The sequence below is a fragment of the Pseudomonas sp. HMSC066A08 genome, from assembly GCF_001813025.1.
GTDB lineage: Bacteria > Pseudomonadota > Gammaproteobacteria > Pseudomonadales > Pseudomonadaceae > Pseudomonas > Pseudomonas aeruginosa.
Genome location: NZ_KV811377.1, coordinates 45,858 through 66,174 on the forward strand (window position 1 = coordinate 45,858; position 20,317 = coordinate 66,174).

Sequence of the window (20,317 nt, forward strand, 5' to 3'; positions counted from 1 at the left end):
CATGAGCCGATCAGAGACCGTCTGGATCGTCGACGACGACCGCTCCATCCGCTGGGTACTGGAAAAAGCCCTGCAACAGGAAGGCATGACCACGGTGAGCTTCGACAGCGCCGACAGCGTGATCGGCCGCCTCGGCCGGCAGCAGCCGGACGTGATCATCTCCGATATCCGCATGCCCGGCGCCAGCGGCCTCGACCTGCTGGCGCAGATCCGCGAACTGCATCCGCGCCTGCCGGTGATCATCATGACCGCGCATTCCGACCTCGACAGCGCGGTGGCCTCCTACCAGGGCGGCGCCTTCGAATACCTGCCCAAGCCGTTCGACGTCGACGAGGCGGTCTCCCTGGTCAAGCGCGCCAACCAGCACGCCCAGGAGCAGCAAGGCCTGGAGCTGCCGGCGAACCAGGCGCGCACGCCGGAGATCATCGGCGAGGCGCCGGCGATGCAGGAGGTATTCCGCGCCATCGGCCGCCTCAGCCACTCCAACATCACCGTGCTGATCAACGGCGAATCGGGTACCGGCAAGGAGCTGGTCGCCCATGCCCTGCATCGCCACAGCCCGCGCGCAGCCTCGCCATTCATCGCGCTGAACATGGCGGCGATTCCCAAGGACCTGATGGAATCCGAGCTATTCGGCCATGAGAAGGGCGCCTTCACCGGGGCCGCCGCCCAGCGCCGCGGACGCTTCGAACAGGCCGATGGCGGCACCCTGTTCCTCGACGAGATCGGCGACATGCCGGCCGACACCCAGACCCGCCTGCTGCGCGTCCTGGCCGACGGCGAGTTCTACCGGGTCGGCGGGCACACGCCGGTGAAGGTCGACGTGCGGATCATCGCCGCCACCCACCAGAACCTGGAAAGCCTGGTGCGCGACGGCAAGTTCCGCGAGGACCTGTTCCATCGCCTGAACGTGATCCGCATCCACATCCCGCGGCTGGCCGACCGCCGCGAGGACATCCCGGCGCTGGCCCGGCACTTCCTCAGCCGCGCCGCCCAGGAGCTGGCGGTGGAACCCAAGCTGCTGAAGGCGGAAACCGAGGAGTACCTGAAGAACCTCGGCTGGCCGGGCAACGTCCGCCAACTGGAGAACACCTGTCGCTGGATCACCGTGATGGCCTCCGGCCGCGAGGTGCACATCGACGACCTGCCGCCGGAGCTGCTGACCCAGCCACAGGACAGCGCGCCGGCGGCGAACTGGGAACAGGCCCTGCGCCAGTGGGCCGACCAGGCGCTGGGCCGCGGCCAGTCGAACCTGCTGGACAGCGCCGTGCCGGCCTTCGAGCGGATCATGATAGAAACCGCCCTCAAGCACACCGCCGGCCGCCGCCGCGATGCCGCCGTGCTGCTCGGCTGGGGCCGCAATACCCTGACCCGCAAGATCAAGGAACTGGGGATGAACGTCGATGGAGCCGACGACGAAGGCGACGACTGAAGCGCCACTGCTCCCATGAGCGACCCAACGGGGCCTTCGGGCCCCGTTTTTCATGGTCCGTCGCGCGCCCCTGCCAAGCGAGACGCCGCCCCAGCCTCGGCAGAGCGCCCGCCCGATACCGTCGGTCAAACCGTGGCGCAGGGCGAATAACCGCATCGCGGTTATCCGCCGGTTGTGCAGGGCCGCGGCGGATAACGCCTATGGCGTTCTTCGCCCTACCGACCGCAACACAGCCCCGGCCTCGGCAGGGCGCCCGCCCGGCACCGCCGGTCAAACCGTGAGTAGGGCGAATAACCGCATCGCGGTTATCCGCCGGTTGTGCAGGGCCGCGGCGGATAATGCCTATGGCGTTATTCGCCCTACCGTCCGCAGCACAGCCCCGGCCTCGGCAGGGCGCCCGCCCGGCACCGCCGGTCAAACCGTGAGTAGGGCGAATAACCGCATCGCGGTTATCCGCCGGATGGGCAGGGCAGCGGCCCTTGCCCGGATTTTGGGCAGCGTGCACCAGCAGGCGACAAATCGGCATCAATCGCTGGCGGAAAATCCCGCTCCGTCATTTTTCCGCAATCGACTTCCCACAAACCCCTGGGATGCCGCCAAGCCCTTGATCCACGGGCTTCCAGAGACATTCATCACCAGTTCGCCCACAGACTTATCCACAACCCTTCAGGAAAGCGCGCGCGCCGCCAGCGCGCTCATGAGAATTGGCACAGCCCCTGCATTGGAGCAGATAACGAAGATTTCGGGGGCCTCGGTACAGGCAGGCTGGGGAATCCCCTCTTTTATGCCCGGCGGCAGCGCAGCGATCCGCGCCTCCGCCCTCCCGTTTGGGGACCTCGGTACAGGCAGGCTGAGAATTCCCCCTTTTATTCCAGGCCGTCGCGCTCCTGCAGTTCGACGACCAGGCGCCAGCCTTCGCCGTCCTCCGACCACTGCCAGCGCCCCTGCAAGGGGCGGGTCGAGACCAGGCTCAACAGCAGCGCCTTTCCCTCTTCGCGGACGCGCCAACGCAACGGCTGGCCCAGCCATCGTCCGTCGCCCTGCTGCGCCGCGCCCCGGGCGACGATGCGCAACGTCAGGGCACCCTCCACCCGTGCCGCCGTAACCGCAGCCTGGCGATCGAAGCGCAGGACCAGGCCCTGCTCGCTCTCCCCGACCGCCAGCAGTTGCGGCGCAGACGTCGGCAGCGAAGCGGGGCCGAACAACCTTCCGAGCATCAGCCCGAACAACAACCCGGCAAGCACCAGCGCACCCCAGACTTTCCAGCGCTGGCGCCGCAGATCGTCGATGGCGGAGGTAGAATGCCGCCCGTTATCTGCTCCGGAGCCCTGCATGTTCCATGTCATCCTGTTTCAACCGGAGATTCCTCCGAATACCGGCAACATTATCAGGCTCTGCGCCAACGCCGGATGCAGCCTGCACCTGATCGAGCCGCTCGGTTTCGAACTGGACGACAAGCGCTTGCGCCGTGCCGGCCTCGACTACCACGAATACGCCAGCGTACGCCGCTACCCGGATCTGCCGAGCTGCCTCGAGGCCCTCGGCCAGCCACGCCTGTTCGCCTTCACCACCAAGGGGTCGCGGGCCTTCCACGAAGTGGCCTACCAGCGCGGCGATGCCTTCCTCTTCGGCCCGGAAAGCCGCGGACTGCCGGAGGACGTGCGCAACGCCCTGCCAACCGATCGACGCCTGCGCCTGCCGATGCGCGAAGGCTGCCGTAGCTTGAACCTGTCCAACACGGTGGCGGTGACCGTCTACGAAGCCTGGCGCCAGCTCGGCTTCGCCATGGACTGATCCGACCGGCAGGCATGAAAAAGCCCGCGCAAGGCGGGCTTCTTCGCAAGCGCAGGGCTTACTGGACCGACGGCGTCGGGATCTCGCCGGAGGCCTGCATGCGGGCGATCTCCTGGGCGTAGAGGGCATCGAAGTTCACCGGCGACAGCATCAGCGCCGGGAACGAACCGCGTACCACCAGGTTGTCCAGGGCTTCGCGAGCGTACGGGAAGAGGATGTTCGGGCAGAACGCGCCGAGGGTATGGCTCATGCTCGACGGATCGAGGTTCTTGATCAGGAAGATGCCGGCCTGCTGCACTTCGGCGATGAAGGCAGTGGTGTCCTCGCCGTTCTTCACGGTCACCGATACGGTCAGGACCACTTCGTAGAAGTCGCCGTCCAGCTGCTTCTGGCGAGTGTTCAGGTCCAGGCTGATGGACGGGTTCCATTCCTGGCGGAAGATTTCCGGGGACTTCGGCGACTCGAACGACAGGTCGCGCAGGTAGATGCGCTGCAGGGAGAACTGGGGTTGCTGCTCGTCGGCAGCGCCGTTGGTAGCTTGCTCGGTCATTTTCGGGCCTTCCCTTGGGTCAATTCATGAATGGTTTCAGGCAGACAGCAGCGCGTCCAGCTTGCCGGCGCGCTCCAGTGCATGAAGGTCGTCGCAGCCGCCGACATGGGTCTCGCCGATCCAGATCTGCGGCACGGTGGTCGATCCCGCCTTGCGTGCCAGCTCGGCGCGCAGTTCGGGCTTGCCGTCGCAGGCGATCTCCTGGAAGTCCACGCCCTTGCGTTGCAGCAGTTGCTTGGCGCGGATGCAGTACGGACACCAGGCGGTGGTGTAGATCACGACGGGCGGCATGTCACTTCACCAGCGGCAGGTTGTCGCCGCGCCAGCTGCCGATCCCGCCGGACAGCTTGGCGGCGTTGAAGCCGGCCTTCTTCAGGACGCCGCCCCAGGTGCCGGAGTGCTGGCCCATGGCATCGACCAGGATGATGGTCTTGCCCTTGTACTTTTCCAGTTCGGTCATGCGGCTGTTCAGCTTGTCGGCCGGGATGTTCAGCGCGTCGACGATGTGCCCGCTGGCGAACTCCTTGGTCGGACGGATATCCAGGACCACCGCCTGGTCGGCATTGACCAGCGCGGTCAGCTCGCGGGTCGACAGGCTCTTGCCACCCTTGCGCAGCTCGTGCAGCAACAGCAGGACCAGCAGGACCAGCAGCGCCGCGACCAGCAGGTAGTGGTTGGTGGCGAACTCGATCAGACGGGAAACGAATTGCATGGTGACGGATATCCAGGGCGTAAAAATGCCGGCCAGTATACAGACCGCGCCGGCCAGGGGGGAACCCGCCGGGCGGCGCCCCGCTCGGCTCCAGGAAATGGCGTCGCGGGAAACTTCACGGTTAGAATGCCGGTCCTTTTCTGTGAAGCTGGCCAGATCCGGCCCGGGCACGGCTCGGGCGGGACAGAGGGAGCGAGGATAGCGGCATTCGGTTGCGGATCGACGTCATCGGTTTAATCAATCAGCCTCTTCCTACGTCTTGAACGACAATGTTCCCACTAAATTTGGTCAGTTTCTGAACCCCGCGGAAATAGAGCCGGACATATGACTGCCACGCCCAAACCCCTGGTCCTGATCATCCTGGACGGCTTCGGCCACAGCGAAAGCCCTGACTACAACGCCATCTACGCCGCGAAGAAGCCGGTCTGGGATCGCCTCCTGGCAACCCAGCCGCACGGCCTGATCTCCGGCTCCGGCATGGACGTCGGCCTGCCCGACGGCCAGATGGGCAATTCCGAAGTCGGCCACATGAACCTCGGCGCAGGCCGCGTGGTGTACCAGGACTTCACCCGCGTCACCAAGGCCATCCGCGACGGCGAATTCTTCGAAAACCCGGTGATCGCCGGGGCGGTCGACAAGGCGGTCGCCGCCGACAAGGCGGTGCACATCCTCGGCCTGCTCTCCCCGGGCGGCGTACACAGCCATGAAGACCACCTGGTGGCGATGGCGCAGATGGCCGCCAGGCGCGGCGCCGGCAAGATCTACCTGCATGCCTTCCTGGATGGCCGCGATACCCCGCCGAAAAGCGCGCAACCGTCGCTGGAGCGTCTCGACGCCACCTTCGCCGGGCTCGGCAAGGGCCGCATCGCCTCGATCATCGGCCGCTATTTCGCGATGGACCGCGACAACCGCTGGGACCGCGTCCAGGCCGCCTATGAACTGATCGTCGACGGCAAGGCCGAGTTCACCGCCGACTCCTCGGTGGCAGCCCTAGAGGCCGCCTACGCCCGCGGCGAGAGCGACGAATTCGTCAAGGCCACCGCGGTGGTCCCGGCCGGTGCCGAAGCGGTGCGGGTCGAGGATGGCGACGCGGTGATCTTCATGAACTTCCGCGCCGACCGCGCCCGCGAGCTGAGCCGCGCCTTCGTCGAGCCGGCATTCAAGGAGTTCCCCCGCGAACGAGCCCCGCAGCTGGCAGGCTTCGTCATGCTGACCCAGTACGCGGCGAGCATCCCGGCGCCCTGCGCCTTCCCGCCGGAGCCGCTGACCAACGTCCTCGGCGAATACCTGGCCAAGCATGGCAAGACCCAGCTGCGCATCGCCGAGACCGAGAAGTACGCCCACGTGACCTTCTTCTTCTCCGGCGGCCGCGAGGAACCCTACGAAGGCGAGGAGCGCATCCTGATCCCCTCGCCGAAGGTCGCCACCTACGACCTGCAGCCCGAGATGAGCGCGCCGGAAGTCACCGACCGTATCGTCGAGGCCATCGAGCAACAGCGCTACGACGTGATCGTGGTCAACTACGCCAACGGCGACATGGTCGGCCACACCGGGGTGTTCGAGGCCGCGGTCAAGGCCGTGGAGTGCCTGGACACCTGCATGGGCCGTATCGTCGAGGCGCTGGACAAGGTCGGTGGCGAAGCCCTGATCACCGCGGACCACGGCAATGTCGAGCAGATGGAAGACGAGTCCACCGGCCAGGCGCACACCGCGCATACCTGCGAACCGGTGCCCTTCGTCTACGTCGGCAAACGCAAGCTCAGCATCCGCGAAGGCGGCGTGCTGGCCGACGTGGCGCCGACCATGCTGACCCTCATGGGACTGGAGCAGCCGGCGGAAATGACCGGTCGCAGCATCGTCACCCTCGGCTGATCCGCGAACGACGAACTCCCGCGCAGGGCGGATAACCGCGTCGCGGTTATCCGCCGCTTCTGCAGGCCATCGGCGGATAACGCCTGCGACGTTATCCGCCGTAACGGACCGGGCGCCGCGCCCCGTTTCCACGACGTCACCTTCCCCGCTTTAACGCTGCCGATCGGCCGACAGGCCTGGCCGCGAGGCCTCGCGACATGTGCCGCGGTTTTCATTTTCCGCGTCTCCCCCCTGCCTCCCGCCACGTCGCCGAGGCCCGTGCTAGCCTTGCCCGCGCTGTCTTTTCCATCTGCCCTACAAGGATTTCCGCCGATGTGGTTCCTCCTCGCCACCTCGCTCCTCGCCCTGTCCTTCCAGCGCCTGCTGGCCCTCGCCTTGCTGCTCGCGACCTGCGGCCTCGCCTTCTACGACGGAGTTCTCGCTGCGCCTGCCGTCGCCGCCCTGGCTGCACTGGGCGTCCTCGCCCTGCTACGCCGGCGCCTGGCGGCACGCCGCGCCTGGGCCCTGGGCCTGGAGCTGCTGCTGGTCGCCGGCGCGGTGGGCCTGTTCCTGCACCTGCTACCCGGCTTCGCCAACCCCAGGGTCCTGGACAAGGCAGTGGTCGGCCCGCAGAGCCTGCCGTTCACCATGTACTTCAACTTCGACAAGGCACTGGTGCCGTTCCTGCTACTGGCCTGCCTGCCGAGCCTGTTCCGCGACGAAGCCCGCGCTCCCGGCCGCCCCTGGCACTGGCTGCTGCTCGTGGCGGCGGTGCCGGCGCTGCTTCTGCTGGCTGTCGGCGTCGGCCTGCTGCGGCCGGAACTCCACGCGCCGGCCTGGCTCTGGCAGTTCGTCCTGGCCAACCTGTTCTTCGTTTCCCTTGCCGAGGAAGCGCTGTTCCGCGGCTACCTGCAGCAACGACTGGGTCAATGGCTGGGCCCCTGGCCCGCCCTGGCGCTGGCCTCGGCGCTGTTCGGCCTGGCGCACTTCGCCGGCGGCCCGCTGCTGATGCTGTTCGCCGGCCTCGCCGGGCTGATCTACGGATTGGCCTGGCTGTGGAGCGGCCGCCTGTGGGTGGCGACGCTGTTCCACTTCGGGCTGAACCTGACGCATCTGCTGCTGTTCACCTACCCGCTCTACAGTCCCGCCTGATGCCCGTGGCCTTCGTCGTCGACGACATCCGCCGCTGCCATCCGGCTGAAATACGTGGAAGCGCCCCACAGCGCGCGGTGCGGGGCGTTTTTTTTAACGGCGGCCACGGGCATACTAGGCCGGTCCAATTCCCAGGTGCCCGCCACCCCATGCTCCGCCTCCTTCCTCTCCTGCTATCCCTCGCCTGTCTCGCTCCGGCCTTCGCCGACGAGCGCGCCGATACCCAACGCCAGCTGGAACAGACGCAGAAGGACATCGGCGAGCTGAAGAAGCTGCTGGACGGCATCCAGCAGGAAAAGAGCGGCGTGCAGAAGCAGCTGAAGTCCACCGAGACCGAGATGGGCGACCTGGAAAAACAGATCAAGGCCCTGCAGGACGAGCTGGACAAGAGCGAAGCCGAGCTGAAACGGCTGGATGGGGAGAAAAAAAAACTCCAGGACGCGCGCATTGAGCAGCAGCGCCTCCTCGCCATCCAGGCCCGCGCTGCCTACCAGAGCGGACGCGAGGAATACCTGAAGCTGCTGCTGAACCAGGAACACCCGGAAAAATTCAGCCGCACCCTCACCTACTACGACTACATCAACAAAGCCCGTCTCGAACAGCTCGCCAGCTTCAACGAAACACTCCGCCAGTTGGCCAACGTCGAGCAGGACATCTCTGCGCAGAAAGCCGAACAACTGAGCAAGCAGGGCGAGCTGGACAGCCGCCGCGAGGCGCTGGCAGCGACCCGCAAGGAGCGCCAGCAAGCCCTGGCCAAGCTGAACAGCGACTACCGCGAACGCGACCAGAAGCTCAAGTCCCGCCAACAGGACCAGGCCGAGCTGGCCAAGGTGCTGCGGACCATCGAGGAAACCCTGGCCCGCCAGGCCCGCGAAGCCGCCGCCGCGGCGGAGCGCGAGCGCCAGCGCGCGCTGGCCGCCGAACGCGAGCGTGCACGCCAGCAGCAGGCCTCCCCCGGACGAGTCACCAGCCCGCCGCGCGAACCTGCGCCGGGCCCGCTGGTCTCAAGCACTGGCGCGGTCTACGGCGGCGCGTTCGGCTCGGCCCGCGGCAAGCTGCCGTGGCCGGTGAATGGCCGCGTCGTGGCGCGCTTCGGCAGCCAGCGCGGCGACGATCCGCGGGCGAAATGGGACGGCGTACTGATTTCGGCGAGCGCCGGCAGCACCGTCCGCGCGGTGCACGGCGGACGCGTGGTATTCGCCGACTGGTTGCGCGGAGCCGGCCTGTTGGTCATCCTCGACCACGGTGGCGGCTACCTCAGCCTTTATGGCCATAATCAAAGCCTGCTGAAAGACGCCGGCGACACCGTGAAGGCCGGAGACCCGATCGCCACCGTTGGAACCAGCGGCGGCCAGAGTAGCCCGGCCGTGTACTTCGCCATTCGCCATCAGGGCCGCCCGGCGGACCCCACTACCTGGTGCCGCGCGCAGGGATAGGCGCCGAACTCGTGATTAGGAGCTGAACATGCTGCATTGCTTCCGTCCCACCACCCTGGCGCTGGCCCTGCTGCTCGGCGCGGGCGCGGCCCAGGCTGCCGACGCCCCGGCCGACGCCGCGCCACTGGCCAACGGTAGCAGTGCCCCGCTGCCCCTCGACGAGCTGCGTACCTTCGCCGAGGTTCTCGACCGGGTGAAGGCCGCCTATGTCGAGCCAGTGGACGACAAGACCCTGCTGGAGAACGCCATCAAGGGCATGCTCAGCAACCTCGACCCGCACTCCGCCTACCTCGGCCCGGAGGACTTCGCCGAGCTGCAGGAAAGCACCAGCGGCGAGTTCGGCGGCCTGGGCATCGAGGTCGGCAGCGAAGACGGCTTCATCAAGGTGGTCTCGCCGATCGACGACACCCCCGCGGCCCGCGCCGGCATCCAGCCCGGCGACCTGATCGTGCAGATCGACGGCAAGCCGACCAAGGGCCAGTCGATGACCGAAGCGGTCGACAGCATGCGCGGCAAGGCCGGCTCCCCGATCACCCTGACCATCGTCCGCGATGGCGGCAGACCGTTCGACGTCGAACTCAAGCGCGCCATCATCAAGGTCAAGAGCGTCAAGAGCCAGGTCCTCGAACCCGGCTACGCCTACCTGCGCATCACCCAGTTCCAGGTCAACACCGGCGAGGAAGTGGTCAAGGCGCTGAACCAGTTGCGCAAGGACAACAAGGGCCGTCTCAAGGGCCTGGTCCTGGACCTGCGCAACAACCCCGGCGGCGTGCTGCAGTCCGCCGTCGAGGTAGCCGACGCCTTCCTCACCAAGGGCCTGATCGTCTACACCAAGGGCCGCATCGCCAACTCCGAGCTGCGCTTCAGCGCCGACCCGGCCGATCCCAGCGACAAGGTTCCGCTGGTGGTGCTGATCAACGGCGGCAGCGCCTCGGCGGCGGAAATCGTCGCCGGTGCCCTGCAGGACCAGAAGCGCGCGATCCTGATGGGCACCGACAGCTTCGGCAAGGGCTCGGTGCAGACCGTGCTGCCGCTGAACAACGACCGCGCCCTGAAGCTCACCACCGCGCTCTACTACACCCCCAACGGGCGCTCCATCCAGGCCCAGGGCATCGTTCCGGACATCGAAGTCGGACGCGCCAAGGTGACCCAGGAGCGGAGCAGCTTCGAGGGCTTCAAGGAAGCCGACCTGCAGGGCCACCTGGCCAACGGCAACGGCGGCGCCGACCGTCCCACCGGCAAGCGTGCCGCGCCGAGCGAGCGCCCGCAGGATTCCGACTACCAGCTCAGCCAGGCCCTTAGCCTGCTGAAAGGCCTGAGCGTCACCCGCGGCAACTGATGTCGGCGTTCCGCGTTGTCCTGCTGGGCCTGTGCCTGCTGTTCAACCAGGCCCAGGCCCGCCAGGACCCCGTCCCCTACCAGCGCCCGCCGCTGCTGACCGTGGTCATCGATGACCTCGGGCAGAACCTGGCACGCGACCGCCGGGTCCTCGACCTGCCCCCCGGCGTAACCCTGGCGATCATCCCGGAAACCCCGCATGCCGCCGAACTGGCCCGCGAGGCGCACCAGCGCGGGCGCACGGTGATCCTGCACATGCCGATGGACCCGGCCGGCGGTCCCTACGCCTGGCGGCCGGAGCTGACCCAGGAAGAGCGTGCGCGGCGGCTGGACGCGGCGCTGGCCAAGGTGCCGTTCGTGCAGGGCCTGAACAACCACGAGGGCAGCCGCATGACCGCAGTGCGCCCGGCGATGGCCTGGCTCGCCGAGGAACTCCAGCGTCGCGGCCTGTACCTGGTCGACAGCCGCACCAGCGCCGCCACCGTGGCCGCCAGCGAGGCACAGCGGATCGGCCTGGCGAGCGTCTCGCGCGATGTGTTCCTCGACAACGAAGCCACTCCGGAAGCGGTCTCCGCACAACTGCAGGCCGGCGTCGCCCTGGCCCGCAAGCAGGGTTCGGCGTTGCTCATCGGCCACCCGCACAAGGCCACCCTCGACGTGCTGGCTCAGGAGCTGCCGAAGCTGCGCGCCCAGGGCATCGAGCTGGTACCGCCGCAGATGCTCATCGGCGAGCGCGGCAACCGCAACGTCAACCCGCGCCAGGCGCCGCACTGAAGCCGGGTTTACCGGCGTCGCGACAGCGGTTAAGGTGACGTCCTCGTCATTCCTGCACGGACGCACCGATGACCCGCCCTTCCCCTCCCATGCCCCTGCTCGCCGCCGCCCTGCTGGTCGCTGGCGCGATTCCCCTCGGTTTCATCTGGATCCTCACCAGCGCCAAGTTCGAGATAGGCGGCGCCAGCCCCGGCGAGAGCACCGTCGGCAAGGTCGAGAACATCGACCAGCGCGCCATGGAGCAATTCTGCACCGGCGTGCGGGCGACGCCAGCCGGCACCTGGCTGGTGGGCCGGCGCGAGGTCGGCCGCGACGAGCAGGCACTGCCCGAGGGCGTCATCGACCTGGACCTGGTGGCGGCCGCCCAGCCCAGGGAAGAAGAATCCGAACCCCACCTCTTCAACTTCCTCAACGGCATGCTGCTATCCGGCGGCGATCCGGAGACCACCTATGTCTCGCGCCTGGGCGCGGACGGCGTGTTCCACGAAGTGGCGCGGCTCGGCGAGACCGCCTGCCTGGAAGTCACGCCGGACGGTTCCAGCGTCTTCCTGCTCACCGGCCTGCGGCGCCCGGGCAAGGACAACGGTCAGCGCGAGCAGACAGTGGTGCTGCGCAGCGACGACCAGGGCAAGAGCTGGCGCCGGCTCGAGGAAGGCTTCATGGCCGAGGCGAATCGACTGGGCTGGGCTCTCGCACCGCGCTTCCACGGCAAGGACGAAGTCTGGGTCTGGGGTGATTTCGAATACGGCGGTGCCGATGGCGGCCGGGAGGCCGGCCAGCCGAGCGGGCTGTTCTATTCGCCCGACCGCGGCGCCAGTGTCGAGTCGATCGCCACCTCCGCGCCGCTGCTGGTCGACCTCGCCTACGCCCGCGAGTTGGCGCCGAACGGCGTCAGCTGGGGCGACTACAACGGCAAGCACGGGCAGATCAAGGCACACGTCGCCCAACTGGACGCGGAGCGCGCCGCGATCTGGGTAAGCCAGACCTTCCGCTATGGCCCACCCGAGGGGCGCTACCTGACCAACTCGATATTGGTCACCACCCAGGCCGAACTGCGCCGCGAAGGCGGACGCTGGCAGATGGGCGCGATCCGGCGCACCGACGGCATGGCCGTCGAGCGCCTGGAACAGAACACGGACGGTCGGGTGATCGCAGTGCTCGACCACCCGGACGAATCGCGCTCGCTGATCGCCGAGCTCGATCGCGACGCGCTCGAATGGAAGATCACCGGCAAGCTGCCCAGCCCGTTCTGGCCCCTGCCGTCCAGTTCCGGGCTGCGCGAGTTCTACATGGGCAGGAATGTGCTGCTGGCCAACACCATGAGCCACTACGAAGTGCCGCTGTGGCTGTATCCCGACGAAGAGCCGGCGAGCGTCTCCGCCAACGCGGTGTACTACTCGGACGACTGGGGATCATCCTGGCGCCGCCTGGACATCGCCGGCTACCTTGGCGTGCTCGGTTTCGACGAGACGCACGACCGGGTGTTCTGGGCCCGCGGCAATTGGTACGACAGCCGCGACCTCGGCGTCCAGGCCTACGAGCTGGACTGAGCCCCCTCGCCGCGCCGGCGGAGGGGCGCCCGCCGGTCAGAGGTAGTTGGCGACGGCTTCGTCGACGAAGCCCTCCTGGCGCATCTGCTCCAGGGCCTTTTGCAGGCGCTCCACCACCTCGTCCGGAGTGTCCTTGTTCAACGCCAGGTAGAGCTTGGCCTCGTTGAAACGCAGCACCGTCTGCAGGCCGGACACGCCTTCCTGCTTGGCCAGGTAGCGACCGACCGGATCGGTAGTGGCCCACAGGTCGATCTGCCCGCCGGTAAGCTTCTTCACGTTCTCCTGGTCGCGCAGGGCGTTGATCACCGGGATGCCCTGGGCCTCCAGGTGCTGGCTGACCGCGTCGTTCTTGTAGGCGCCGAGCTTGTAGCGGGCGGCGTCCTTGAGATTCTTCACGGCGATCTTGCTGCCGGCCGGCGCCAGCAACACCCAACTGGTGTCGGCCAGCGGGCCGACCCACTTGAACTGCGGCACCCGCTCGGGGGTGTAGGTCATGGAGAACAGCCCGTAGCCGGGCTTGTCCAGGGTCAACCGGTACAGGCGGTCCCAGGGGAAGCGCAGGCTCAGGGAATAGCCGATGCCGGCGCGCCTGAACATCTCCCGGACGATGTCGGCACTGATGCCGTCGATGCCATCGTCGCGGGCGAAGTTCTTGTCGTCCACCGCCATGTTGAAGGGCGGGAAGTTCTCGGTCAGCAGCACCACCTTGTAGTCGGCGGGCAATTCGGCACGGGCCGCGGAGGCCCCCAGCAACACCCCCAGGATCAGGGTCTGGATCAGGACTTTCAGCATGGTCACACCGCTCGCTTGGTTATCGTTATTGGCTAGCGGCATCCCTGCGTCAGGACGAAATACCTGGCTCGTCGGCCTTCCATGGCATTGCCGGCGGGGCCGGCAAAGGCGTTTCCCCGCCCGGCCCCCTGTTGGCCGGACGGAGCGAATCAGAGATAGCTGTTGAGGATGTCCTCGACGAAGCCTTCCTTGCGCATGCCGTCCAGGGCTGCCTGGAGCTTCTGCACCACTTCGTCGGGAGTCTCGCGGTTGAGCGCCAGGTACAGCTGGTCGCTGTTGAAGCGCAGCACCGTCTTCAGGCCGGTCACGCCTTCCTGCTTGGCCAGGTAGCGCCCGGCGGGATCGCCGCTGGCCCAGAGGTCGATCTGGCCCTTGACCAGCTTCTGCGCGTTTTCCTGGTCGCGTAGCGCCAGGTCGGCTTCGAAGCCGTTCTTGCCGAGGAACTCGGCGATGGCATCGCCCTTGTAGGCGCCGATCCGGTATTTCTTCGCCTCGTCCAGGCTGCCCAGGGTGATCGGGCTGTCGCCCTTGGCCAGCAGTACCCAGTCGTCCGGGCCGATCGGACCGACCCACTTGAACTTGTCCTCGCGCTCGGCCAGGCGGGCGGTGACGAACACCCCGTAGCCGGGCTTCTCCAGCGCCAGCTTGTAGATGCGGTCCCAGGGGAAACGCAGGGTCAGGCTGTACTTGATACCGGCGCGCTTGAACATCTCGCGGACGATATCCACGGCGATGCCGTCGATGTTGTCTTCCTGGGCGAAGTTCTTGCCGTTGATCGCCATGTTGTACGGCGGGAAGTTCTCCGTGAGCAGGACCATGCTGTAGTCGGGATCGGTTTCGGCGCGCGCGCCGCCGACCAGCAGCAGGGTTGCGAGCAGCGCGAAGAGCAGGCTTCTTTGCATTGTTGTCATCCTGTCAGGGGCCTGGAGCGAGGCAGAATAACCAGCGCCGCGCCGCCAGGCCAGCCTTTTGCCAGCATCGCCGGCGAGGCGTCAGTAGCGCTCGCGGATCTGCTTCAACAAGCCTTCGCTGCGCAGCGCGTCGACCGCCGTTTGCAACTTCTGCACCAGCTCGTCCGGGGTGTCCTTGTTCAGCGCCAGGAACAGCTCGGCGGTATGGAAACGCTGGACCACCTTCACCTCCTTGAGGCCCTCGCGCTGGGCGACGTAGCGCCCGCTCGGATCGGCGGTGACCCAGAGATCGATCTGCCCGCTGGCCAGCTTGTCGACGTTCTCGTTGTCGCGCAGCGCCAGTTGCACCTGCAGGCCGCGGTCGACCAGGTGCTGGCTGATGGCGTCGTTCTTGTAGCCACCGATGCGGTAGCGCGCGGCGTCTTCCAGGCTGTTCAGGTGGATGCTGCTGTCGCCGCGGGCCATCAGTACCCAGTCGTTGACCGCCAGCGGGCCGACCCACTTGAACTTGTCCTCGCGCTCCGGCGTACGGGCGGTGGAAAACACGCCATAGCCGGGCTCGCTCAGCGCCTGCTGGTAGACCCGGTCCCAGGGGAAGCGCAGGATCAGCTGGCACTCGATCTGCGCGCGCTCGCAGGCGGCGCGCACGGTATCGGTGCTGATGCCGTTGATGCCATCGTCCTTGGCGTAGTTGCCGCCGTTCACCGCCATGTTGAACGGCACCAGGTTCTCGGTCAGCAGGACCAGGGTTTCGGCGCGCGCCAGGGCGCTAGCGCATAGCAGGGCCAGGCTGCCGACGCAGCCGAGAGCCAGACGGAAGATGGACATGGAGGACTCCCTGTCGGTCGCAATGTTTGTCGTTATGGCAGGGCATCGGCGCTCTAGCGGCACCTGATGCGGGGGGCGTGACTGTACCTGAAAGAAAGCCGCGCGAGTGTCGACTCGCGCTCAGGAATGGCTAGCCGATCACCGGCCCTGTGCGCTGCGGCGCAACGCGCCTCAGCGCACCACGATACCGCGGCTGGCCAGGTAGGCCTTGGCTTCCGGCACGGTGTACTCGCCGAAGTGGAAGATGCTCGCCGCGAGCACCGCGTCGGCCTTGCCCTCGAGGATGCCGGCGGCCAGGTGCTCCAGGTTGCCGACGCCGCCGGAAGCGATCACCGGCACGTTCACCGCCTCGCTGATGGCGCGGGTCACGCCCAGGTCGTAACCGCTCTTCACGCCATCCTGGTCCATGCTGGTCAGGAGAATCTCGCCAGCGCCCAGGTCTTCCATCTTCTTCGCCCAGAGCACGGCATCCAGCCCGGTGGGCTTGCGCCCGCCATGGGTGAAGATCTCCCAGCGCGGCGCCTCGCCCGGGGCGGAAACCTTCTTCGCGTCGATGGCGACCACGATGCACTGCGAGCCGAAGCGGTCGGCGGCCTCGCCGACGAACTCGGGGTTGAACACCGCGGCGGTGTTGATCGAGACCTTGTCCGCGCCGGCATTCAACAGGTTGCGGATGTCCTGCACGCTGCGTACGCCGCCGCCCACGGTCAGCGGAATGAACACCTGGCTGGCCATGCGCTCGACGGTATGCAGGGTGGTGTCGCGCCCGTCGACGCTGGCGGTGATGTCGAGGAAGGTGATCTCGTCGGCACCCTGCTCGTCGTAACGGCGGGCGATCTCGACCGGGTCGCCGGCGTCGCGGATGTTCTCGAACTTGACGCCCTTGACCACTCGGCCATTGTCCACGTCGAGGCAGGGGATGATGCGTTTTGCCAGTGCCATGCGGTTCGCCTCAGGCCTTGAAGTTGTCGCACAGCGCCTGGGCTTCGGCCACGTCCAGGGTGCCTTCGTAGATCGCCCGGCCGGTGATGGCGCCGATGATCCCCGGGGTGCGGGCATCCAGCAGCTTCTGGATGTCGCCGAGATTGTGGATGCCGCCGGAGGCGATCACCGGAATCCGCGTGGCATTGGCCAGCGCGGCGGTAGCCTCGACGTTGCAGCCCTGCATCATGCCGTCCTTGGAAATATCCGTGTAGACGATGGCGGACACCCCGTCGGCCTCGAAGCGACGGGCCAGGTCGATCACCTGGACTTCGCTGACCTCGGCCCAGCCGTCGGTGGCGACGAAACCGTCCTTGGCATCCAGGCCGACGATGACCTTGCCCGGGAAGGCGCGGCAGGCCTCGCCGACGAACTCAGGCTGCTTGACCGCCTTGGTGCCGATGATGACGTAGCTGACGCCGGCGCGAACGTAATGCTCGATGGTTTCCAGCGAGCGGATGCCGCCGCCGATCTGGATCGGCAGGTCCGGGTAGCGACGGGCGATGGCCGTGACCACCTCGCCGTTGACCGGCTTGCCTTCGAAAGCGCCGTTCAGGTCCACCAGGTGCAGGCGGCGGCAACCGCCATCGACCCATTTGGCGGCCATCGCCACCGGGTCGTCGGAGAAGACCGTGGCGTCTTCCATCAGGCCCTGGCGCAGACGCACGCAGGCGCCGTCTTTCAAGTCGATCGCGGGAATGATCAGCATCGGTGAACCCTGTTCAAGTCTGTATTCGGTGGACAGGCGCGGAAACTCAACTCTTTTCCAGCGCCCAGACATCGCTCTCGATGCTTTCGAACCGTTCCTTCAGGTACGACTGCACGTCGAGGATGGCCTTGTTGTAGAAGTACGGGGCGAACTCGCGGGCGAAGAAATCGAGCAGTTCCTCGGCTTCGAAGGAGCCCAGCTCCAGTTCGAAGCGATCCTCCATGAAGCGCTTGATCGCCAGTACCGCGTCCTGGGTCTGCGCGGCGTCCAGCTGGAGGATCGGCGTCTTGTTCTTCGCCCTGGCCATGGCCTACCAGCGCCCATCCCAGGCCACGAAGTTCTGCAGCAGTTGCAGGCCGTGGGTATGGCTCTTTTCCGGGTGGAACTGCACGGCGAAACGCGAGCCTTCGGCCAGCGCGGCGGCGAAATCGACGCCGTAGTGCCCGTGCCCCACCACCTGGCGCGGATTGCCGGCCTCGATGTAGTAGCTGTGCACGAAGTAGAAGCGCGCCTGGTCGGGAATCTCGTGCCACAACGGGTGCTCCACCGCCTGGCTCACCTGGTTCCAGCCCATGTGCGGCACCTTCAGGTGCTCGCCGGCTTCGTGCAGGTCCTTGCCGAAGAAGCGCACCTGGCCGGGGAACAGACCGATGCAGTCGACCCCGTCGTTCTCCTCGCTGCGCTCCAGCAATGCCTGCATGCCGACGCAGATGCCGAGGAACGGGCGGTCCTGGCTGACCTCGCGGACCAGGGCGTCGAAGCCCAGGCGGCGGATCTCGGCCATGCAGTCGCGGATCGCGCCGACCCCGGGGAACACCACCCGGTCGGCCTCGCGGATCACTGCCGCGTCGCTGCTCACCAGCACCCGGCCGGCACCGACGTGCTCGAGGGCCTTGGCCACCGAGTGCAGGTTGCCCATGCCGTAGTCGATCACGGCTACCGTCTGCATCACAGGCACCCTTTGGTCGACGGCATCTGCCCGGCCATCCGCTCGTCCAGCTCGATGGCCATGCGCAGCGCGCGGCCGAAGGCCTTGAACACGGTCTCGATCTGGTGGTGGGTGTTGTGCCCGCGCAGGTTGTCGATGTGCAGGGTCACCTGGGCGTGGTTGACGAAGCCCTGGAAGAACTCCATGAACAGGTCGACGTCGAAGCCGCCGACGCTGGCCCGGGTAAAGGGTACGTGCATCTGCAGGCCGGGCCGCCCGGAGAAGTCGATGACCACCCGCGACAGCGCCTCATCGAGGGGCACGTAGGCGTGGCCGTAGCGGCGGATGCCCTTCTTGTCGCCGATGGCCTTGGCGAAGGCCTGGCCGAGGGTGATGCCGATGTCCTCGACGGTGTGGTGATCGTCGATATGCAGGTCGCCCTTGCACTCGATGTCCAGGTCGATCAGGCCGTGGCGGGCGATCTGGTCCATCATGTGGTCGAGGAAGGGAACCCCGGTATCGAACCGGGCCTTGCCGGTCCCATCCAGGTCGATGGAGACCTTGATCTGGGTCTCCAGGGTGTCGCGCGCGACGGATGCCTTGCGTTCGGCCATCACCAGCTCCACAGCTAACACTGCACGTAATTATAAGAGGGCCAGCATTATAGGCAGGCCCGGGCGGGCGCTGCCAGCCGCGACCGTCGGCGCGAATCGCCCCACGGGCGGCGGGCCAGGGCTTACACTGCGCTCCTTCCATCCCGCCGAGGAGAGCCGCATGCCCGTGATCGTCGAAACCCTCGCCCAACCCAGTGCCCAGGATCGCCTGGACCTGGCGAAGATCTACGCCGACGCGCCGGACTGGCTGTGCTCCCCGCATGCCGACGGCACAGCGCTGGTCGCGGCCGGGCTGGCCGCTGGCGAGCTGATCGCCGGACGCTTCAACGACCGCCTGCTGGGTGCCGCCCTGCTGCGGCGCGGCGGCGACGCCTGGCAGCTGTCGCACCTCTGCGTGCGCGGCATCACCCGCGGCCGCGGGGTCGGCCGACGCCTCCTCGACGAGGCCCGGCGCCTGGCCGATGAAGCCGGCAAGCCACTGCGCCTGGCCGCCCCGGACGGACACCTGGAATCCCGCGCCCTCGCCGCGCGCCACGGGCTGCCGCTGGACAGCCTCTGATATGCTCGGCGGCGGTCCCAACCACGGAGTTCCGCCATGTCCTTTTCCTCCGCCGAACGCGCCGCCCTGCTCGCCCTCAAGGGGGTCGGCCCGACCGTGCTGCAACGCCTGGAACAGATGGGCCTGGACAGCTTCGCCCGGCTGCGCGACAGCGACGCCGCGAGTATCCTCGCCGGCGGCGCGGCGCTGACCGGCTCCAGTTGCTGGAAGAACAGCCCGCAGGCGCGCGCGGCCATCGCCGCCGTCCTGCAGCGCGCAGCCAGCGACGCATGAACGATGTCGACGTACTGGTAGTCGGCGCTGGCGCCCTCGGCCTGGCCTGCGCCGCGCGCCTGGCCGAAGCCGGCCACGGCGTGCTGGTGGCGGAGCGCGAACGGCTGGTCGGCAGCCACACCTCCAGTCGCAATTCCGAAGTGATCCACGCCGGCCTCTACTACCCGCCCGGCTCGCTCAAGGCCGATCTCTGCCTGGAAGGCCGCGAACGCCTGTACGCCTGGTGCGCCCGCCACGGCGTCGGCCACCGGCGCATCGGCAAGCTGCTGGTGGCGGTGGAGGAAAACGAGCGCGAGAAGCTCCAGGCCCTGGCGACCAACGCCCGCGCCTGCGGGGTCGACGACCTGATGCCGCTGGACGGCACCACGCTGCGCGCGTTGGAGCCCCAGGTCCGCGGGGTCGCCGCGCTGCTCTCGCCGAGCACGGGAATCATCGACAGCCACGCCTACCTGCAATCGCTGCAGGCCGTCGCCGAGCGCCACGGCGCACAACTGGCGCTGGACACCCGGGTCGACCGCCTGGAGCGCCACGCCGGCGGCTGGCGCGCCGAAGGACAGAGCGTCGGTGAAGCGTTCCGGTTGCGCGCGGGCTGGGTGGTCAATGCCGGCGGCCTGTTCGCCCAGGCGCTGGCGCAACGCACCGAAGGCCTCGATCCGCGCCTGGTGCCGGCGCTGCACCTGTGCCAGGGGTGCTATTTCTCCTACAGCGGCCGCTCGCCGTTCCGCCACCTGGTCTACCCGATGCCCGAGGCACGCACCGCCGGGCTCGGCATCCACGCCACCCTCGACCTCGGCGGCCAGTTGCGCTTCGGTCCCGACGTGAATTACGTGGACAACCTCGACTACCGCATCGACGAATCCCTCCGCCCCGCCTTCGTCCAGGCCATCTCGCGCTACTTCCCCGGCATCGATCCTCGGCGCCTGGCGGCCGGCTACGCCGGCATCCGGCCCAAGCTCGGCGGGCCGGGGGAACCCGCCGCCGACTTCATCATCCAAACCCCTGCCGAACACGGCCTGCCCGGCCTGGTCAACCTGTTCGGCATCGAGTCGCCCGGCCTCACCGCCAGCCTGGCGCTCGCCGAACGGGTCGCCCGCGCACTCTGAGACGAGGTTTCGCCGCGCGCAGGGTCGGCC

Annotated in this window: 23 protein-coding genes; 11 read left to right on the top strand and 12 right to left on the bottom strand. The window is 67.5% G+C overall.

The annotated features are described in order from the left end of the window. The first annotated feature begins 1 nt into the window (after position 1). On the top strand, positions 2–1,432 hold the full coding sequence (gene ntrC / locus HMPREF2886_RS31290; RefSeq protein ID WP_003104661.1) for a two-component system response regulator NtrC: 1,431 nt from the start codon (positions 2–4) through the stop codon (positions 1,430–1,432). Between the two features lie 866 nt (positions 1,433–2,298). Here ntrC and HMPREF2886_RS31295 read toward each other — a convergent pair. After that, entirely contained in the window at positions 2,299–2,766 is a 468-nt protein-coding gene (locus HMPREF2886_RS31295; RefSeq protein ID WP_033967692.1) for a hypothetical protein, read from the bottom strand. On the opposite strand from HMPREF2886_RS31295, the gene trmL reads away from it, so the two are divergent. Next, positions 2,765–3,226 carry a tRNA (uridine(34)/cytosine(34)/5-carboxymethylaminomethyluridine(34)-2'-O)-methyltransferase TrmL gene (gene trmL, locus HMPREF2886_RS31300; RefSeq protein ID WP_033967691.1) on the top strand — a complete coding sequence of 154 codons (462 nt, stop codon included), beginning with the start codon at positions 2,765–2,767 and terminating at the stop codon, positions 3,224–3,226. The genes HMPREF2886_RS31295 and trmL overlap by 2 nt on opposite strands. A 58-nt stretch (positions 3,227–3,284) precedes the next feature. Here the strand turns inward: trmL and secB are convergent, their stop codons facing one another. From secB to HMPREF2886_RS31315, 3 genes are read right to left on the bottom strand one after another with little or no spacing between them, the layout of a single operon-like run. Beyond that, a complete protein-coding gene (secB, locus tag HMPREF2886_RS31305; RefSeq protein WP_003096050.1) occupies positions 3,285–3,776 on the bottom strand; it encodes a protein-export chaperone SecB in 492 nt (163 codons plus the stop codon). A 36-nt stretch (positions 3,777–3,812) separates the two neighbouring features. Beyond that, complete coding sequence (gene grxC / locus HMPREF2886_RS31310; RefSeq protein WP_003096057.1) at positions 3,813–4,067, bottom strand: glutaredoxin 3; 255 nt, start codon at positions 4,065–4,067, stop codon at positions 3,813–3,815. 1 nt (position 4,068) lies between these two features. After that, positions 4,069–4,488 carry a rhodanese-like domain-containing protein gene (locus HMPREF2886_RS31315; RefSeq protein ID WP_033967689.1) on the bottom strand — a complete coding sequence of 140 codons (420 nt, stop codon included), beginning with the start codon at positions 4,486–4,488 and terminating at the stop codon, positions 4,069–4,071. Between the two features lie 324 nt (positions 4,489–4,812). Between HMPREF2886_RS31315 and gpmI the strand changes: the two genes are divergently transcribed. The 6 genes from gpmI (at position 4,813) to HMPREF2886_RS31345 (ending at position 12,589) form a co-directional block, all read left to right on the top strand. Beyond that, positions 4,813–6,360: a 2,3-bisphosphoglycerate-independent phosphoglycerate mutase gene (gpmI, locus tag HMPREF2886_RS31320; RefSeq protein WP_033977073.1), complete on the top strand. Its 1,548-nt coding sequence runs from the start codon at positions 4,813–4,815 to the stop codon at positions 6,358–6,360. Between the two features lie 312 nt (positions 6,361–6,672). Next, positions 6,673–7,491, top strand: coding sequence for a CPBP family intramembrane glutamic endopeptidase (locus tag HMPREF2886_RS31325; protein ID WP_033977075.1), 819 nt, complete (start codon positions 6,673–6,675; stop codon positions 7,489–7,491). A gap of 149 nt (positions 7,492–7,640) precedes the next feature. Next, a complete protein-coding gene (locus HMPREF2886_RS31330) occupies positions 7,641–8,927 on the top strand; it encodes a murein hydrolase activator EnvC family protein (RefSeq protein ID WP_023876105.1) in 1,287 nt (428 codons plus the stop codon). 28 nt (positions 8,928–8,955) lie between these two features. After that, entirely contained in the window at positions 8,956–10,266 is a 1,311-nt protein-coding gene (cptA, locus tag HMPREF2886_RS31335) for a proteolytic complex protein CptA (protein WP_003096067.1), read from the top strand. Then, positions 10,266–11,039, top strand: a complete 774-nt coding sequence (locus HMPREF2886_RS31340) for a divergent polysaccharide deacetylase family protein (protein WP_033967686.1) — start codon at positions 10,266–10,268, stop codon at positions 11,037–11,039. The genes cptA and HMPREF2886_RS31340 overlap by 1 nt, the downstream gene beginning before the upstream one ends. A 68-nt stretch (positions 11,040–11,107) precedes the next feature. After that, a complete protein-coding gene (locus tag HMPREF2886_RS31345; RefSeq protein ID WP_070749091.1) occupies positions 11,108–12,589 on the top strand; it encodes a hypothetical protein in 1,482 nt (493 codons plus the stop codon). A gap of 36 nt (positions 12,590–12,625) precedes the next feature. Here HMPREF2886_RS31345 and HMPREF2886_RS31350 read toward each other — a convergent pair whose 3' ends face one another. The 8 genes from HMPREF2886_RS31350 to hisB form a co-directional block, all read right to left on the bottom strand. Further along, positions 12,626–13,381: a substrate-binding periplasmic protein gene (locus HMPREF2886_RS31350; protein WP_003096075.1), complete on the bottom strand. Its 756-nt coding sequence runs from the start codon at positions 13,379–13,381 to the stop codon at positions 12,626–12,628. 149 nt (positions 13,382–13,530) lie between these two features. Next, entirely contained in the window at positions 13,531–14,283 is a 753-nt protein-coding gene (locus HMPREF2886_RS31355) for a substrate-binding periplasmic protein (protein WP_003106330.1), read from the bottom strand. A 90-nt stretch (positions 14,284–14,373) separates the two neighbouring features. Continuing rightward, a complete protein-coding gene (locus HMPREF2886_RS31360) occupies positions 14,374–15,120 on the bottom strand; it encodes a substrate-binding periplasmic protein (protein ID WP_033967684.1) in 747 nt (248 codons plus the stop codon). Between the two features lie 171 nt (positions 15,121–15,291). After that, a complete protein-coding gene (gene hisF, locus HMPREF2886_RS31365) occupies positions 15,292–16,062 on the bottom strand; it encodes an imidazole glycerol phosphate synthase subunit HisF (protein ID WP_003106334.1) in 771 nt (256 codons plus the stop codon). Between the two features lie 10 nt (positions 16,063–16,072). Beyond that, a complete protein-coding gene (hisA, locus tag HMPREF2886_RS31370) occupies positions 16,073–16,810 on the bottom strand; it encodes a 1-(5-phosphoribosyl)-5-[(5-phosphoribosylamino)methylideneamino]imidazole-4-carboxamide isomerase (RefSeq protein WP_003106336.1) in 738 nt (245 codons plus the stop codon). A 46-nt stretch (positions 16,811–16,856) separates the two neighbouring features. Further along, positions 16,857–17,117, bottom strand: a complete 261-nt coding sequence (locus tag HMPREF2886_RS31375; RefSeq protein ID WP_033967682.1) for a DUF2164 domain-containing protein — start codon at positions 17,115–17,117, stop codon at positions 16,857–16,859. A 3-nt stretch (positions 17,118–17,120) separates the two neighbouring features. After that, positions 17,121–17,759, bottom strand: a complete 639-nt coding sequence (gene hisH / locus HMPREF2886_RS31380) for an imidazole glycerol phosphate synthase subunit HisH (protein WP_003096087.1) — start codon at positions 17,757–17,759, stop codon at positions 17,121–17,123. Beyond that, entirely contained in the window at positions 17,759–18,352 is a 594-nt protein-coding gene (gene hisB / locus HMPREF2886_RS31385; protein ID WP_003096088.1) for an imidazoleglycerol-phosphate dehydratase HisB, read from the bottom strand. The genes hisH and hisB overlap by 1 nt, the downstream gene beginning before the upstream one ends. A 160-nt stretch (positions 18,353–18,512) precedes the next feature. On the opposite strand from hisB, the gene HMPREF2886_RS31390 reads away from it, so the two are divergent. From HMPREF2886_RS31390 to HMPREF2886_RS31400, 3 genes are read left to right on the top strand one after another with little or no spacing between them, the layout of a single operon-like run. Further along, on the top strand, positions 18,513–18,911 hold the full coding sequence (locus tag HMPREF2886_RS31390) for an acetyl-CoA sensor PanZ family protein (protein ID WP_033967681.1): 399 nt from the start codon (positions 18,513–18,515) through the stop codon (positions 18,909–18,911). Positions 18,912–18,947: 36 nt separating this feature from the next. Further along, entirely contained in the window at positions 18,948–19,184 is a 237-nt protein-coding gene (locus tag HMPREF2886_RS31395) for a Pathogenicity locus (protein WP_033977079.1), read from the top strand. Then, entirely contained in the window at positions 19,181–20,287 is a 1,107-nt protein-coding gene (locus HMPREF2886_RS31400; protein ID WP_070749097.1) for an NAD(P)/FAD-dependent oxidoreductase, read from the top strand. The genes HMPREF2886_RS31395 and HMPREF2886_RS31400 overlap by 4 nt, the downstream gene beginning before the upstream one ends. Positions 20,288–20,317 lie beyond the last annotated feature (30 nt).